The sequence below is a fragment of the Hominiventricola aquisgranensis genome (assembly GCF_040096225.1).
Classification (GTDB): Bacteria; Bacillota; Clostridia; order Lachnospirales; family Lachnospiraceae; genus Hominiventricola; species Hominiventricola aquisgranensis.
Map to the genome: position 1 here is coordinate 18,305 of NZ_JBBMFC010000024.1, position 15,538 is coordinate 33,842.

At 44.9% G+C, this 15,538-nt stretch carries 19 protein-coding genes; all 19 read left to right on the forward strand.

Annotated elements, in window-relative coordinates:
* The 19 genes from rplR to WMO62_RS12615 all read left to right on the forward strand — a co-directional run bounded on the left by rplR (position 1) and on the right by WMO62_RS12615 (position 15,371).
* Complete coding sequence (gene rplR / locus WMO62_RS12525) at positions 1–369, forward strand: 50S ribosomal protein L18 (protein WP_117499439.1); 369 nt, start codon at positions 1–3, stop codon at positions 367–369.
* 18 nt (positions 370–387) lie between these two features.
* Positions 388–897 (forward strand): 30S ribosomal protein S5, encoded by a 510-nt coding sequence (gene rpsE / locus WMO62_RS12530; RefSeq protein ID WP_118511124.1) that lies wholly within the window; start codon positions 388–390, stop codon positions 895–897.
* 14 nt (positions 898–911) lie between these two features.
* Positions 912–1,094: a 50S ribosomal protein L30 gene (gene rpmD / locus WMO62_RS12535; protein ID WP_118439152.1), complete on the forward strand. Its 183-nt coding sequence runs from the start codon at positions 912–914 to the stop codon at positions 1,092–1,094.
* Positions 1,095–1,120: 26 nt separating this feature from the next.
* Positions 1,121–1,561: a 50S ribosomal protein L15 gene (gene rplO / locus WMO62_RS12540; protein ID WP_117499445.1), complete on the forward strand. Its 441-nt coding sequence runs from the start codon at positions 1,121–1,123 to the stop codon at positions 1,559–1,561.
* The gene (gene secY, locus WMO62_RS12545; protein WP_117499447.1) at positions 1,561–2,877 is read left to right on the forward strand and encodes a preprotein translocase subunit SecY; all 1,317 of its coding nucleotides are present in this window, start codon (positions 1,561–1,563) and stop codon (positions 2,875–2,877) included. Before rplO ends, secY begins: the two co-directional genes overlap by 1 nt.
* Positions 2,878–2,968: 91 nt before the next feature.
* Positions 2,969–3,613, forward strand: coding sequence for an adenylate kinase (locus WMO62_RS12550; RefSeq protein ID WP_117499449.1), 645 nt, complete (start codon positions 2,969–2,971; stop codon positions 3,611–3,613).
* A gap of 5 nt (positions 3,614–3,618) precedes the next feature.
* Entirely contained in the window at positions 3,619–4,377 is a 759-nt protein-coding gene (gene map, locus WMO62_RS12555) for a type I methionyl aminopeptidase (RefSeq protein WP_349144848.1), read from the forward strand.
* Positions 4,378–4,389: 12 nt separating this feature from the next.
* Complete coding sequence (locus WMO62_RS12560) at positions 4,390–4,656, forward strand: KOW domain-containing RNA-binding protein (RefSeq protein WP_117499453.1); 267 nt, start codon at positions 4,390–4,392, stop codon at positions 4,654–4,656.
* Positions 4,657–4,669: 13 nt separating this feature from the next.
* Complete coding sequence (gene infA, locus WMO62_RS12565; protein ID WP_117499455.1) at positions 4,670–4,888, forward strand: translation initiation factor IF-1; 219 nt, start codon at positions 4,670–4,672, stop codon at positions 4,886–4,888.
* 209 nt (positions 4,889–5,097) lie between these two features.
* The gene (rpmJ, locus tag WMO62_RS12570) at positions 5,098–5,211 is read left to right on the forward strand and encodes a 50S ribosomal protein L36 (protein WP_003497809.1); all 114 of its coding nucleotides are present in this window, start codon (positions 5,098–5,100) and stop codon (positions 5,209–5,211) included.
* A 267-nt stretch (positions 5,212–5,478) separates the two neighbouring features.
* On the forward strand, positions 5,479–5,847 hold the full coding sequence (rpsM, locus tag WMO62_RS12575; RefSeq protein WP_117499457.1) for a 30S ribosomal protein S13: 369 nt from the start codon (positions 5,479–5,481) through the stop codon (positions 5,845–5,847).
* Positions 5,848–5,895: 48 nt separating this feature from the next.
* Entirely contained in the window at positions 5,896–6,288 is a 393-nt protein-coding gene (gene rpsK, locus WMO62_RS12580) for a 30S ribosomal protein S11 (protein WP_117499459.1), read from the forward strand.
* A gap of 17 nt (positions 6,289–6,305) precedes the next feature.
* Positions 6,306–6,899, forward strand: a complete 594-nt coding sequence (gene rpsD, locus WMO62_RS12585; protein ID WP_349144849.1) for a 30S ribosomal protein S4 — start codon at positions 6,306–6,308, stop codon at positions 6,897–6,899.
* Positions 6,900–6,949: 50 nt separating this feature from the next.
* On the forward strand, positions 6,950–7,909 hold the full coding sequence (locus WMO62_RS12590) for a DNA-directed RNA polymerase subunit alpha (protein ID WP_117499463.1): 960 nt from the start codon (positions 6,950–6,952) through the stop codon (positions 7,907–7,909).
* Positions 7,910–8,046: 137 nt separating this feature from the next.
* The gene (locus WMO62_RS12595; RefSeq protein ID WP_117499465.1) at positions 8,047–8,571 is read left to right on the forward strand and encodes a bL17 family ribosomal protein; all 525 of its coding nucleotides are present in this window, start codon (positions 8,047–8,049) and stop codon (positions 8,569–8,571) included.
* A gap of 238 nt (positions 8,572–8,809) precedes the next feature.
* A complete protein-coding gene (locus tag WMO62_RS12600) occupies positions 8,810–9,217 on the forward strand; it encodes a PH domain-containing protein (protein WP_349144850.1) in 408 nt (135 codons plus the stop codon).
* The gene (locus tag WMO62_RS12605) at positions 9,214–10,407 is read left to right on the forward strand and encodes a pyridoxal phosphate-dependent aminotransferase (protein ID WP_349144851.1); all 1,194 of its coding nucleotides are present in this window, start codon (positions 9,214–9,216) and stop codon (positions 10,405–10,407) included. The genes WMO62_RS12600 and WMO62_RS12605 overlap by 4 nt, the downstream gene beginning before the upstream one ends.
* Before the next feature lie 333 nt (positions 10,408–10,740).
* Positions 10,741–11,040 (forward strand): type II toxin-antitoxin system RelB/DinJ family antitoxin, encoded by a 300-nt coding sequence (locus WMO62_RS12610; protein WP_118439141.1) that lies wholly within the window; start codon positions 10,741–10,743, stop codon positions 11,038–11,040.
* A 218-nt stretch (positions 11,041–11,258) separates the two neighbouring features.
* Positions 11,259–15,371, forward strand: coding sequence for a SpaA isopeptide-forming pilin-related protein (locus tag WMO62_RS12615; protein WP_349144852.1), 4,113 nt, complete (start codon positions 11,259–11,261; stop codon positions 15,369–15,371).
* The last annotated feature ends 167 nt before the right edge of the window (positions 15,372–15,538 follow it).

The window sequence follows — 15,538 nt, forward strand, 5'->3', positions numbered from 1 at the left end:
ATGGTTAGTAAGAAATCAAGAAGCGAAGTTCGCGCTAAGAAACATTACAGATTGCGTAACCATATCAGCGGAACTGCAGAGAGACCGCGTCTGGCAGTGTTCAGAAGCAACAATCATATGTATGCTCAGATCATTGATGACACTGTAGGAAACACTCTGGTATCTGCTTCCACCCTTCAGAAGGATGTGAAAGCTGAGCTGGAGAAAACCAACAACGTGGATGCAGCAGCATACCTGGGTAAGGTAATTGCAGAGAAAGCTCTGGAAAAAGGAATCAAAGAGGTTGTATTTGACCGTGGAGGATTCATTTATCAGGGTAAGATCGCAGCTCTGGCTGAGGCAGCTCGCGAAGCAGGATTGGAATTCTAGGAAAGGAAGGAAAGACACATGAGACATGAAATCATTGATGCAAGTCAGTTAGAATTAACTGATAAAGTTGTGTCCATCAAACGTGTAACCAAGGTCACCAAAGGTGGCAACACCATGCGTTTTACTGCTCTTGTGGTAGTTGGCGACATGAATGGCCATGTAGGTGTTGGTCTTGGAAAAGCAAAAGAAATCCCGGAAGCAATCCGTAAGGGCAAAGAGGACGCAACCAAGAAGCTGGTAACCGTTGTTAGAGACGAAAACAATAGTATCCCGCACGATAACCTGGGCAAATTCGGAAGTGCTTCCGTACTGCTCAAGAGATCCCCGGAAGGTACCGGTATCATCGCCGGAGGCCCGGCTCGTGCCGTTGTAGAGCTTGCTGGAATCAAAAATATCCGTACCAAGTCTCTGGGCTCCAACAATAAGCAGAACGTTGTACTTGCAACGATCGCAGGCCTTGCAGGTCTGGTTTCCCCGGAAGATGTTGCTAAGAAACGTGGCAAATCCGTGGATGAGATCATGGCGTAAGGAGGAGAACGAACATGGCAGAGAAATTAAAAATCACGTTGGTGAAATCTCCGATCGGAGCGATCCCGAAGCAGAAAGCTACTGTTGAGGCGCTCGGACTGAAAAAGCTTAACAAAACTGTTGAAATGCCGGACAACGAAGCAGTTCGTGGTATGATCTGGCACGTAAGACATTTAGTAAAAGTAGAAGAAATCTAATCATATACAGGTAAGGAGGTGCCACAATGGACTTATCGAATTTACAGTACGCTGAGGGCTCCAAGCAGAGCGACAACTTCAGAAGAGGCCGTGGACACGGTTCAGGAAACGGTAAGACTGCTGGTAAAGGCCACAAAGGTCAGAAAGCTCGTTCCGGAGCTCCGAGACCGGGCTTCGAGGGTGGTCAGATGCCGTTATACAGAAGACTTCCGAAGAGAGGATTCACAAATCGTAACAGCAAAGAGATCGTTGCGATCAATCTGAGTGCTCTGGAAAGATTCGAGAATGACAGCGTAGTTTCTATTGAGACTCTGATCGCTGCAGGCGTTGTTAAGAACCCGAAGGATGGCGTTAAAGTTCTGGGATGCGGCGAGCTGACCAAGAAACTGACTGTTCAGGCAAATGCATTTTCCGCAAGTGCAGCTGCTAAAATTGAAGCGCTGGGTGGAAAAGCCGAGGTGATCTAATGTTTAAAACATTACGGAATGCACTGAAAATCGAGGATATTCGAAAGAAACTGATCTTCACATTTTTGATGCTGGTCGTTGTTCGATTCGGTTCTCAGCTTCCTATTCCGGGTGCTAACAGAGATTATTTCCAGGCATGGTTTGCGCAGCAGACCGGTGATGCGTTCAATTTCTTTGACGCATTTACCGGTGGCTCGTTCACCAGTATGTCATTATTTGCTCTGGGCATTACCCCCTACATCACTTCCTCCATTATCGTTCAGCTTCTGACGATTGCAATCCCGAAGCTGGAAGAGATGCAGAAAGATGGTGAAGACGGAAGAAAGAAGATTCAGACCATATCCCGTTATCTGACTGTTGCGCTTGCTCTGATCGAGAGTATTGCAATGACAGTTGGATTCGGCAGCAGAGGACTTCTTGCAGCCAATACGATCCCGAATAAGATCGTGGTTATTGCAGCTATGACTGCTGGAAGTGCATTTTTGATGTGGATCGGTGAAGAGATTACAGAGCATGGCGTTGGAAATGGTATTTCCATCGTACTTTTAATCAACATTGTATCCAGAATTCCGGACGACTTCGTGACACTGTTTGATCAGTTCATGAAGGGTCAGACGATTCTGAATGCGGTTGTTGCAGCAGTTGTTATCATAGCAGTTGTTTTGGTGACGGTTGTATTCGTTATTTTCCTGCAGGATGGCGAACGGAGAATTCCGGTGCAGTATGCAAAGAAAATGCAGGGACGCAAGATGGTGGGCGGACAGTCCACAAACATTCCGTTAAAGGTTAATACTGCCGGAGTTATCCCGGTGATCTTTGCGTCATCGCTGATGAGTTTCCCGAATGTGATCGCATCACTTCTTGGAAAAACAGGCGGAACCGGAATCGGATCCAAGATTATGACGGGTTTGAGCCAGTCCAGCTGGTGTGACCCCAGCAGACCGATTTATTCACTTGGTCTGGTGCTGTACATTGTGCTTGTCGTATTCTTTGCGTATTTTTATACGTCGATCACGTTTAACCCGATTGAGATTTCCAATAATATGAAACGCCAGGGTGGCTTCATTCCAGGAATTCGACCGGGTAAGCCTACCACAGAATATCTTAGCAGGATTCTGAACTACATCGTATTTATCGGTGCAGTTGGGCTGATCATCGTGTGTGTGATTCCGATCTTCTTCAACGGAATGTTTGGTGCTAACGTATCCTTCGGAGGAACATCTATCATCATTATTGTAGGTGTTGTTCTTGAGACTCTCAAACAGATCGAGTCCCAGATGCTGGTACGTTACTATAAAGGATTCCTGAACGATTGATTGTAAGCCTGTATGGAACTCCCTGTGGGGTACTCCGTACAGGCTTTTGTGATTACATGGACAATTTATGGATAAAATAGGAGATAAAAAGATGAAAATCATTATGTTAGGTGCTCCTGGAGCTGGAAAAGGAACTCAGGCAAAGAAGATTGCTGAGAAATATCAGATTCCGCACATCTCTACCGGAGATATTTTCCGTGCAAATATCAAAAACGGAACGGAACTTGGAAAGAAAGCAAAAACATATATGGATCAGGGACTTCTGGTTCCGGATGAGCTGGTATGCGATCTGGTCGTAGATCGTGTACAGCAGGATGACTGCAAGAAAGGCTATATCCTTGATGGTTTTCCTCGTACGATCCCGCAGGCAGAGAGCCTGGACGCAGCACTTTCCAGATTAGGAGAGGCTGTTGATTATGCAATCAACGTAGAAGTTCCGGACGAGAACATTGTAAAACGTATGGGTGGACGTCGTGCATGTGTAGGCTGTGGAGCTACCTATCATCTGGTATATGCAGCACCGAAAAAAGAAGGCATTTGTGACAACTGTGGTGCAGAGCTGATACTTCGTGATGATGATAAGCCGGAGACTGTTCAGAAAAGGCTTGGCGTTTACCATGAGCAGACTCAGCCGCTCATCGACTACTACACAAAAAAAGGTATTCTGAAAGAAGTAGACGGAACCATGGACATGGGAGATGTGTTCAAGGCAATCGTTGAGATCTTAGGAGCATAGGGACTATGGCTGTTACAGTAAAATCTGCAAAAGAGATCGAACTGATGCGTGAGGCTGGCAGACGGCTGGAAATTGTACATGATGAGATGGCAAAGATCATTCGTCCGGGTATCTCCACCATGGAGATCAATGAGAAGGGCGATAAAGTGATCCGGGAACTTGGCTGCAAGCCGAATTTCCTGCATTACGGTGGTTTTCCAGCATCCATCTGTGTATCTGTGAACGAAGAGGTTGTTCACGGTATCCCGAAGAGAGAGCGTATCCTGAAAGAAGGCGACATTGTGAGCCTGGATGCAGGACTGATCTACAAAGGATATCATTCTGACGCGGCCAGGACACATGCGGTTGGTCAGATCAGTCCGGAAGCACAGAAACTTCTGGATGTAACAAAGCAGAGCTTTTTTGAAGGAATCAAACAGGCAAAGGCCGGGAATCATTTATTTGACATTTCGGCTGCCATTGATGACTATGTAAGCGGTTTTGGTTATGGAATCGTGCAGGACCTTGTAGGACATGGAATCGGAACCGAGCTTCATGAAGATCCGCAGATCCCGAATTTCCGTCAGAAGAGACGGGGCATCATTCTGGTACCGGGTATGACTCTTGCAATTGAGCCTATGGTGAACATGGGGACCTGGAAAGTACGCTGGCTGGATGATGAATGGACGGTGATCTCAGAAGACCATTCTCTGGCTGCCCATTATGAAAATACGATTCTCATCACAGATGGAGAACCGGAGATCCTGACTCTGCAGCACGCATAAGGGAACTATTATATGGTAAGAACAGAGACAGGTATGCTGGTCAGAAGCCTGGCCGGACACGAAAAGGACAGACTGTACATCATTATCCGACAGGATGAGGAATATGTATGGTTAGTGGATGGAAGAAACCGGACCATGGAGAAACCCAAGAAAAAGAAGAAGAAACATATACAGGTGATCCATAGGATTCCGGAACCTGTAAAGAAAATGCTGGAGAGTGGGGAAACACTTTCCGATGAGATGATCATTCAGGCAATTCAATCAGACAGTAAAAACTGACAGGAGGAAAAACATGTCAAAAGCAGATGTAATTGAGATCGAAGGTACAGTTATTGAGAAGCTTCCGAACGCAATGTTCCAGGTTGAACTGGAAAATGGTCACAAGGTGCTTGCTCACATCAGCGGTAAGCTGCGGATGAACTTCATTCGTATCCTTCCGGGTGACAAAGTTACCATCGAGCTGTCTCCGTACGATCTGTCCAAAGGACGTATTATCTGGAGAGACAAATAGAAGAAATAGTATAAAAAGTACTTGCATTTTGCAGGTTCGTATGCTATTATATAAGGCGTATGGTCTCTACGGGGATTGTGCGCCTGTTTTTGTGCGCTTTTTTCGTTGGGATCGGTAACAAGAAATGCCTTGTTTTCCGAATTTTATACTTCAAAACCCAGTTGTATGAGAGGCAGGAGAACACAAGATGTGAAAGGAGGATTTTTACGATGAAAGTAAGATCATCTGTAAAACCCATTTGCGAGAAATGCAAAATCATCAAGAGAAAAGGTAGTATCAGAGTAATTTGCGAGAATCCGAAGCATAAACAGCGTCAGGGCTAATTTCCGCAAACTGTGATTCTTGTGAAAATTTTTTTGTGCGGCTGCACTGACCGATAAGCGTCAGTGATTATACAAAATAGATTTGACCAGGATTATTCACAATGATATTGCTTAAAACGGAGAAATGCGTATGCAGAGTATCTGAAAGGTCGGGCAGATACCCGGCTGGACGCGCGAACTTGCGTGTCTCATTTAGGAAAGTGTCAGCGGGCACCTATTAAAAAACGCCCGGAACCCAATTCTTTATTTAAATGGAGGAATAATCAAATGGCTCGTATTTCTGGTGTAGACTTACCAAGAGAAAAACGTGTTGAGATTGGTCTGACTTATATCTACGGAATCGGTAGAACAAGTTCCAATCGTATCCTGGCTGCTGCTGGGGTAAACCCGGATACCCGTGTCAGAGATCTGACAGATGAGGATGTTAAGAAAATCAGTGCTGTTATCGATGAAACCCAGACTGTAGAGGGTGATCTGAGAAGACAGATCGCAATGGACATCAAGAGACTTCAGGAGATCGGATGCTACAGAGGCGTTCGTCATAGAAAGAGCCTTCCGGTTCGTGGTCAGAAAACTAAGACCAATGCAAGAACCAGAAAGGGTCCGAAGAAGACTGTTGCTAACAAGAAGAAATAAGTAACCAGATAATCAATAGAAAGTAAAAGAAAGTAGGTTAGTTTAGAAATGGCTAAAGTTACCAAAAAAGTGACAAAAAAGCGTGTTAAGAAAAACGTTGAACGTGGACAGGCACATATCCAGTCATCTTTTAACAATACGATCGTTACCCTGACTGATGCAGAAGGAAACGCTCTGAGCTGGGCAAGTGCTGGTGGTCTTGGATTTAGAGGTTCAAGGAAATCTACTCCGTATGCTGCTCAGATGGCAGCAGAGACTGCAACCAAAGCAGCCCTCATTCATGGACTTAAGACTGTAGATGTATTCGTAAAAGGACCGGGATCAGGACGTGAAGCTGCAATCCGTGCCCTGCAGGCATGCGGTCTTGAAGTTATCAGTATTACCGATGTTACACCGGTACCGCATAACGGATGCCGGCCGCCAAAACGTAGAAGAGTTTAATCAGGAGGGTATGAGAGATGGCAGTAAACAGAACACCTGTGCTTAAAAGATGCCGGTCTTTAGGTCTGGACCCGGTATATTTAGGAATTGATAAAAAATCCAACAGAAATTCTCAGAGAGCTAACAAGAAGATTTCCGAGTACGGACTTCAGCTGAGAGAGAAACAGAAAGCAAAATTCATCTACGGCGTGCTGGAGAAGCCGTTCCGTAATTATTACAAAAAAGCTGATCGTATGAAAGGTATGACTGGTGCAAACCTTATGATCATGCTTGAGACCAGACTGGACAACGTGATCTTCCGTCTTGGATTTGCACGTACCCGTCAGGAAGCTAGACAGATCGTTGACCACAAACATGTACTGGTTAACGGAAGACAGGTAAACATCCCGTCTTATCTTGTAAAAGCCGGAGATACCGTAGAGATTAAAGAAAGCTGCAAGAGCTCTGATCGTTACAAAGCAATCCTTGAGTCCACTGCTGGAAGACTTGTTCCGGAATGGCTTGAGTCCGATCAGGAGAACCTGAAAGGTGTTGTGAAAGAGCTTCCGACCAGAGAGATGATCGACGTACCGGTAAACGAGATGCTTATCGTCGAGCTCTATTCTAAATAATTAGGAACCGGAAATGATATCACCCAACACAGAACAGGAGGGGCTTTTTAGTGGTAGTATTTAATAAACCCAAGATTGAAATTGCAGAGATTTCAGAAGATAAAAAATACGGCAAATTCGTAGTGGAACCATTGGAAAGAGGCTATGGCACAACGCTTGGCAATTCCCTTAGAAGAATTATGCTTTCCTCTTTACCGGGAGCTGCTGTAAGTCAGGTAAAGATTGATGGTGTACTTCACGAATTCAGCTCCATCCCGGGTGTAAAAGAAGATGTGACGGAAATCATCATGAATATCAAGAGTCTCGCAATCAAGAACAACAGCGATTCTGAAGAAGCGAAAGTTGCTTACATTGATTTTGAGGGCGAGGGTGTTGTAACCGCAGCTGATATTCAGTGCGATCCGGATATCGAGATTCTCAATCCGGAAGTGGTGATTGCACATCTGAACGGTGGCGCAGACAGCAAGCTTTACATGGAACTGACCATTACCAAAGGTCGCGGATATGTAAGCTCCGATAAGAACAAGAATGAAGAGCTGCCGATCGGTGTGATTGCAGTAGATTCTATCTATACTCCGGTAGAGCGTGTGAATCTGAAAGTTGAGAATACCCGTGTGGGTCAGATTACCGATTACGATAAACTGACTCTGGACGTATACACCAACGGAACCCTGGCTCCGGACGAGGCTGTCAGCTTGGCAGCGAAAGTTCTGAGCGAGCATTTGAGCCTGTTCATTGATTTATCAGAGAATGCCAAATCTGCAGAGATCATGGTAGAGACTGAGAGCGATGAGAAGGAGAAAGTTCTTGAGATGAATATTGACGAACTGGAGTTATCCGTTCGTTCTTATAACTGTCTGAAGAGAGCTGGAATCAATACCGTTGAGGAGCTGTGCAACCGGACATCTGATGACATGATGAAGGTTCGTAACCTTGGTCGTAAGTCCCTGGAGGAAGTCCTTGCAAAACTCAAAGAGCTTGGTCTGGAACTGAACCAGAGCGAGGAATAAGAACTATAAGCTGCCTGCGCCGATAAGTCCAAAGATGCACGGTGCAGGTAGATATCTGTAAGTTGACAGCCAGACCCCTGGACAATAAGTCCGATGATGCGTGTACAGGGGCGCAACGAAAATGGAGGAAATGAAAAATGGCAAAATATAGAAAACTCAGCAGAACTTCTGCACAGAGAAAAGCACTGATCAGAGGACAGGTAACTGCACTTCTGGCAAATGGCAAGATCGTTACTACCGAAGCTAAGGCTAAAGAGATCCGTAAAGTCGCTGAAGGCCTGATCGCTCTTGGTGTAAAAGAGAAAGATAACTTCGAGACCGTTAAAGTTACCGCTAAAGTTGCTCGTAAAGACAAAGACGGTAAGAGAGTAAAAGAAGTAAAAGACGGCAAGAAAGTTACCGTATATGATGAAGTAGAGAAAGAGATCAAAAAAGATCTTCCGTCCAGACTTCATGCAAGAAGAGAAATGATGAAAGTCCTCTACACAGTAAAAGCTGTAGAAGAGGGCAAGAAGAAAGCAAAAGAAGTAGACATGGTTGCTAAGATCTTTGATGAGATCGCACCGAAATATGCTACCCGTAACGGTGGATATACCCGTATCGTAAAGATCGGACAGAGAAAAGGTGACGGAGCAATGGAAGTACTTCTTGAGCTGGTATAAGTTCATCCGAGTATTTGAGATCCCGCAGAAGCAATTCTGCGGGATTTTTGTTTGCGTGCCTTGCGGCGCACGATTCTAGCGTTCTATAACTCTGACGGGAGCATCGCAGAAAGGAAACTGTCGTTTTCATGAGTAAAATCAGAAAGCGGCAGTTTTCATTTTAAGTAAAAGGATGTATAATATAAATAATTTGATGCAATAAACTGGAAAAGCATGAAGAGAAAAGGAGGAACGATGTATGGCAACGATTTGGACTGATAAGAAAAGAAGTTTGTTTTTTGGCTTACCTTTGAGTTTCACGAAATACATCTGTACAGATGAAAAATTTATTGTAGAGGCAGGAATGTTGTCTACCAGAGAGGATGAGATCCGTCTGTATCGAATCCTGGATCTTACATTGGAAAGGTCATTCATGCAGCGTATTTTTGGTCTTGGAACTATCAGATGTGATACCATGGATAAATCCATGCCAAAGCTTGAAATTAAAAATATAAAGAAATCCAGAGATGTAAAAGAGATGATCTCTGAAGCAGTTGAAAAAGAACGCATGAAGAAGAGAGTATCTTCCCGTGAAAATATGATGTCATATGGTATGGATTGCGATTGTGATTCTGATTGCGATCATGAGGAGGACATGGATCAGTGATAAATGAGGTAATGTATGGATTGGGAAGCAAAAGCTCTGTGATCAGAGAATTATTTTCCTATGGTTTGGAACGGAAAAAAGTAGTAGGTGCGGACAAGGTCTATGACTTCAGTCTGGGAAATCCAAGTATTCCTGCACCGTATCAGGTAAAAGATGCCATTGCAAAGCTGTTGGAAGAGCCGGCAGAAGTGCTGCACGGATATTCCCCGGCATCAGGTGATCCAGGAGTAAAAGAGACACTGGCACAGTCAGTAAACCGTCGTTTTGGCACACATTTTACAGGTGCAAATTTTTACATGACCGTTGGGGCAGCAGCCTCCCTGAGCATCTGTATCAATGCGGTGACGAACCCGGGCGATGAATTTATTACCTTTGCCCCATTTTTCCCGGAGTACACTGTATGGGTAGAAAATGCAAAGGCAAAATTGCTGATCAATCCGGCTGATACGGAGAGCTTTCAGATTGATTTTGATGCATTTGAGGGGCTGTTGAGCCCAATGACCAAGGGAATCATTATCAATTCCCCCAATAATCCAAGTGGCGTTGTCTATTCTGCAGAGACGATCCAGAAGCTGGCAGATGTCCTTCGCAGAAAAGAAAAAGAGTATGGACATGCCATTTATCTGATCGCCGATGAGCCATATCGGGAAATCGTGTATGAGGGAGTGGAAGTGCCCTATGTGCCGAACTATTATGAGAATACCTTTGTCTGCTATTCCTATAGTAAATCTCTGTCTCTTCCGGGAGAGCGTATCGGTTACATTATCGTGCCCGATGAGATGGAAGATTCCAAACGTGTGATGGCAGCAGTCAATGGTGCAGGACGTGCACTGGGATTTGTGTGTGCACCGGTGCTGTTCCAGCGTGTGGCAGCCATGTGTGCTGATGTGCCAAGTGATATTGCAGCCTATGCAAGGAACAGAGATCTTCTTTACAACGGACTGACAGAGCTCGGATATGAGTGTGTGCGCCCCCAGGGAGCCTTTTATCTGTTTGTGAAATCACCAGAACCAGATGCCAACGCGTTTTCTGAGAGAGCGAAAAAGCATGATGTGCTGGTAGTTCCAAGCGACAGCTTTGGCTGCCCGGGATATGTGAGAATCTCCTACTGCGTGGCAGAGAAGACCATCGTGGATTCCATGCCGGCATTCAAAGCAATTATGGAAGAAGTAAAGGCGGAGCAGAAATAACCAGTAAAGAAGCCACCCATCAATTTTTATTGGGGTGGCTTCCTGTTGTTATATTTTCGAATTTCTAAAACTTCACTTGCGTTTACAAGCAACACGTGATACTATCAATTCTGTAATCAATAAATCATAAAATCTATCTTAAATCAAGAGAAAGATTCCAACGAAAGTAAGCGAAAAAAGTATTTTTGTTAATGAAAAGTAGTGGATAGTATTCGCTTATAGTGTAGCTACATAAAGAAAGGAGATATAAAAATGAATTGCATTTTGTATATATATTGCATATACTATAAATAACATATAAATATATTTTGCATATAATATAGGAGAAAAATTATGGCGGAGCAGGTATTAATTCAATTTCGAGCAGATAAGGAATTAAAACAGGAAGTGGCTGATATCTATGAGCAGTTGGGAATGGATCTTCCTACAGCATTTCGAATGTTTATGGTACGAAGCAGAATTGTGAGAGGTTTACCATTTGAAGCAACACTGCCTGAAAAAAAGGTTAGCGTAGAGGAAGCTGTGCAGGCATTTTCAGAATTGCGTAAACAGGCAAATGATTTACCTGAATTTACGGCAGAAGAAATAGAAGCGGAGATAGCGGCTGCACGTTCAGAAAAAAGGGGAATATAATGAAATATTATGCAGTTATAGATAAAAATGTATTTTGAATACTTCAGAAGAAGTTGGTTGACAAACCCACTTCAATCGTTTACGATAAACATGTCTGAAAACGTCGGTAGTTCCAGCCGATGATTTCCCAAAACATAATTGAATATTGTCAGTACCGATCTTTCTGGCATTCCGTCTAGTGTCGCAAAGTGTGTGTACGACTCAAGAGGATTGCAAAAATGAAGAAAAATAAAATATGGAAACGTGCAGGAGCAGTTATATTAAGTACCGCTCTTCTTTTTGGCACCCTTCCGACGGGTGTAATGGCGGAGGAAACGGTCGGTCAGGATACAAATGAAGAAGAACTGCAGTCTAAGGAAGTAGTATCAGAAGATGAACCAGCAGAAGAAATATTGCCAGAGGAAGTGTCATCAGAGGAAGATGCAGCAGAAATGGATTATGATACTGCAGAAGCGGAATCAGAAGTCAGTGAATCAACTGGTGAAACTGATGAGTCAGAAACTGACCTGCAATATCATTTTACAGAGGGGGATGTGGCATCAATCCTGACTTGGAAGGAACAGTATTTTTCCGAAGGATATGAGCAGTTGCTGTCACAGGATGAGTCCTGGTGGGATGGTTTGTATGATTATGAGCGGGATCTGGCGGAATTTCTGGTCAGTATTGCGCCGGATATTTCGGAACAGGTGTATCTGGGGCAGGATCTGGAGCAGTGTCTGGAGATTCTGGATACTGGGGTGAGTGCGGATGAATTTTTCTGTGGAACCGTATTTGAAGGTCTGGAAAAAGAAGATCTGCAGGCACTTCAGCAGGAAGGCGGCAGTCTGGAAGCACTGGCAGAGACGGCGGAGGAAGCACTGGCGAAACTGATTGTCAGCTACACCGGATACAATGGAACCGGTCATGGGAAAATCTTCAAGCTGACGCTGGGAGGGCAGCCGGCATTCTGTCTTCAGCCGGGAAAATCTGCCAGAACAGGTTATGTCTATAAGGCAGACGAAGGGGAGTATGAGATCCGAAACGATGGTCTTGGAAATCTGATCGCACAGGTATCTGTGGGCACAGAAAATTATGTGAGCATACAGATCTCCATCTGGCTGTATCAGAGCAGCACGACATTGTCTATGGAGCAGGCGGTGGCACGGACTGTTGCCATGCTCAATATCAGTTCCCCGGAGGCAGCAGACAAGATGGCTTCCAATGTGTGGAACTATTATCAACAGGCAGGGAACGGATCGCAGACGTATTACATCTATCATTCGGATAACTCGAATGCTCAGATTACTGGGTTGAAGGATCAGCCGGAATTGTTCAAAGGGAAAAATCCGGTGGAACTGCCTTCTGAAAGTGAAGTCGTGCTCAAGATCAATAAGACAGATTGGCAGACAGAAGTAGGTCTTGAGGGATGTATGGTGGACATTTTTGAAAACGGAGCATGGATTGGCGTAGTCACCACAGATGAAGATGGGGAAGCTTCCTTTACGGTAAAAAAATCCAAGGAGGAGTTTGAAAAAAATACCTATACATACAGCATTCGAGAGCACACAGCACCAAATGGCTATGTGTGGGAGGAGCGCACCGATTCCAGGACAGGAAAGGGCGGCGATACGCTGGAATTTCCCATTACCAATGAGCGGACACTGGGAGCAGTAGAACTGGTCAAATATGATACAGAAGCGGAAGACGGAATCCATCAGGGAGATGCAATACTGAATGGCGCAGTCTATGGTATCTATGCGGCAGAAAATATTGAACATCAGGATGGAGTAACCGGAATCATTTACGGAAAGGATGAACTGGTGGCACAGGCGGTGATTGGAAAGAGTCCGAAACGCAATTCAGCTGGATATATTTTAAATACAGATGGTTCCAGACATATTGAAAATAAATGGGGAACTATTGCCTATGAGGATACACCGGGGAGAACTTTGTTCGGAGATCTGGAGCTGGGGACATATTATATTAAGGAAATACGGCCATCAGAAGGATATATGTTTGATGAAGCGGTATATGATGTGACGATTTCTTACAAGGATCAGATGATAAAGATTGAAAAGAGAGATGAGACTGCCAGCGAGGCTCAAAATGAACTGACAGTGGATGATGAAAGTACTTCTCATACGATCTATTCTGGCGACTATGTGGTGAAGCAGGGAATAGAATTTATCAAGACATCGGATAATACATACCAGACAGAGCTGGAAGTGATGGAAGGAGCAGGATTTTCTGCTTATCTCATCAGCGATCTGTCAGGTGTTAAAAACGGGAGCATTCAGCCAAAGACGGGCACATGGAGTGAAGCCGATATCATGACATTTTATGATTATGATTTCACCAAAGAGCCGACGGCAATGGTATATAAGCGGACCGGACACGAGGAGTGGACCAATGGTGATAAGCGGTGGCTGGAAAAGGTGGATGGCCTTAATAAATATCGGGTGAAAGAGATGTTCACTGACAAGAACGGGCGGATTATTACTCCGGAGCTTCCTTACGGAACCTATGTGTTTGTGGAGACCACCACGCCGGAACATCATGTGGCGGCCAAACCATTTCTTGCATTTATCACAAAGGATGGAGGCGTGGTATATACGGATGCAACAAAACAGAAAATTGAGAAGATCTATACGGTGGAGGAAGGAATCCGCTATGGCGATCATGCTGGTGCAAAGGCGAGAGAAGGCCGTGAACTTCAGAAACAGCGGATCATCAACAATACGATCACAAAGTCCTTTCTGCGTCTGGTGAAGGCTGATGAAGAATTTATAAAACAGCCAGGCGAGTACATTAAAGCAGAGGAAGTGGTGCGTGGAACGGTACTGAAGGAAGGGGCATCCTACCGGCTTCGCTGTCTGACCATGGAACTCAGTGAGGAAAGTCTGATCGCATTAAACTGGAAATACGATAAGGACGGCTGGATGAGCTATTATGATCCGAATGCCAAAGAGATGACCGGCACAGCTGACAAGCCATTCTGCCCGGTGTTTCTCAAAAAAGGCGGACGGATCCTGGACTGCTATATTACTCTTCCACAGGAAGTGCCCATTGGAACCTATGAACTGACTGAACTGACGGCACCATCTGGCTATGTGGTAAATGGAAGTGAGCAGACCGTAACAGATATAAGTGAGGGAAGAGAGAATGGTTATAAGATCACGGAGACACCTCAGCGGAAACTGACATTTACCATCAATAATGGATCGGTTTATCCAGATGGACAGATGGGTGAAAATAAATATGCAGTGTGTGATCAGTATGGGAATCTGACGGTAACTGTTCTGCAGAAAAATCAGGAGCAGAAGGGGATCTTACGACTGTATAAGCATGGAGAACAGCTTGCAGGAACAAGGTCGGTGGAAGAAACCAATGGAATGACCGGACTTGAATTTGTTTATCAGGATGCGCCGGTGGAAGGAGCCAGCTTCCAGATTATTGCCGCGGAAAATATTTATACCCAGGAGGTGGCGCAGGACCTGTTCCTGTTGTATCAGGCGGATATGAAGGGATATCTGATCCACAAAAAGGGTGACGTGGTAACGACGATCAATACAGACCGGTATGGATGGGCTTATGCGACCAACCTTTATATAGGAAAGTATAAGATCATGGAGACCATTGCCGGAGATGGATTTGTGCTCAATCAGGAAGTGAAGGAATTCGAGATCACACCGCAGGAGCAGACGATAAATTTTGATATTCAGAGTGTGCAGTACAAAAATGAGCGCCAGCGGCTACAGATCGAGGTACAGAAGAAGGATAAAGAAAATGAAATGCCGCTTTACGGAGCAGTCTTTGGGCTGTATGTGACAGAGGATATTCACACTAATATTGTGTATGATGCAGTAAGTGGGAAATGGATCATCCGGGATGTCCCTGTAGTTACAGTGTCAGCAGGAACATTTATAAAAGCCTGCGTGACTGGAACAGATGGAAAAGGAATCTTTGCAGGAGAACTGCCGTTGGGGAAATACGAGATCAAGGAATTGACACCGCCGACAGGATATTTACCTACGGAAGAGACTGTATTGGTGGATGCTTCTTATGAGGGACCACATGGCGGACAGTTTGTACAGATACAGAGACACGTGGGAATCTTTCATAATGAAAGATCAGATAAGCCAACACCAGTACCGGACACGCCGAAGCCAGGCGGATCCAGGCGGACCCGCAGAGAAGAAGCGGTACCAGTCGTACCACAGCCCGCACCAGTAGAGAGCCCGATTACAGGCGACAGTGCACCGCTGTTCTTACTAGGCTTTGCTGGAATCCTGGCATTGCTGGGCCTTGGAATGATTGGAAGTGTAGAACGTAGACGGAGAAGAACAAAGTAAGAGCTTAGAACTGGAAAGGGGCAGTGGGTGAGAATAAGCTGCGCTGTATGACTTGGAGCGAACAGGGAAGTTCCGCTGTACTGGCTGACGCGTACACAGCATGTGTACGTGCTCAGACAGTATTGTGGGGCTTTTCTGTCCGATACATGTCATACGAGCTCTTATCT

Bases quoted from the DNA above. Each gene is read 5' to 3' on its own strand.
- rplR (WP_117499439.1), top strand. From the start codon at position 1: ATGGTTAGTAAGAAATCAAGAAGCGAAGTTCGCGCTAAGAAACATTAC.
- rpsE (WP_118511124.1), top strand. From the start codon at position 388: ATGAGACATGAAATCATTGATGCAAGTCAGTTAGAATTAACTGATAAA.
- rpmD (WP_118439152.1), top strand. From the start codon at position 912: ATGGCAGAGAAATTAAAAATCACGTTGGTGAAATCTCCGATCGGAGCG.
- rplO (WP_117499445.1), top strand. From the start codon at position 1,121: ATGGACTTATCGAATTTACAGTACGCTGAGGGCTCCAAGCAGAGCGAC.
- secY (WP_117499447.1), top strand. From the start codon at position 1,561: ATGTTTAAAACATTACGGAATGCACTGAAAATCGAGGATATTCGAAAG.
- WMO62_RS12550 (WP_117499449.1), top strand. From the start codon at position 2,969: ATGAAAATCATTATGTTAGGTGCTCCTGGAGCTGGAAAAGGAACTCAG.
- map (WP_349144848.1), top strand. From the start codon at position 3,619: ATGGCTGTTACAGTAAAATCTGCAAAAGAGATCGAACTGATGCGTGAG.
- WMO62_RS12560 (WP_117499453.1), top strand. From the start codon at position 4,390: ATGGTAAGAACAGAGACAGGTATGCTGGTCAGAAGCCTGGCCGGACAC.
- infA (WP_117499455.1), top strand. From the start codon at position 4,670: ATGTCAAAAGCAGATGTAATTGAGATCGAAGGTACAGTTATTGAGAAG.
- rpmJ (WP_003497809.1), top strand. From the start codon at position 5,098: ATGAAAGTAAGATCATCTGTAAAACCCATTTGCGAGAAATGCAAAATC.
- rpsM (WP_117499457.1), top strand. From the start codon at position 5,479: ATGGCTCGTATTTCTGGTGTAGACTTACCAAGAGAAAAACGTGTTGAG.
- rpsK (WP_117499459.1), top strand. From the start codon at position 5,896: ATGGCTAAAGTTACCAAAAAAGTGACAAAAAAGCGTGTTAAGAAAAAC.
- rpsD (WP_349144849.1), top strand. From the start codon at position 6,306: ATGGCAGTAAACAGAACACCTGTGCTTAAAAGATGCCGGTCTTTAGGT.
- WMO62_RS12595 (WP_117499465.1), top strand. From the start codon at position 8,047: ATGGCAAAATATAGAAAACTCAGCAGAACTTCTGCACAGAGAAAAGCA.
- WMO62_RS12600 (WP_349144850.1), top strand. From the start codon at position 8,810: ATGGCAACGATTTGGACTGATAAGAAAAGAAGTTTGTTTTTTGGCTTA.
- WMO62_RS12610 (WP_118439141.1), top strand. From the start codon at position 10,741: ATGGCGGAGCAGGTATTAATTCAATTTCGAGCAGATAAGGAATTAAAA.
- WMO62_RS12615 (WP_349144852.1), top strand. From the start codon at position 11,259: ATGAAGAAAAATAAAATATGGAAACGTGCAGGAGCAGTTATATTAAGT.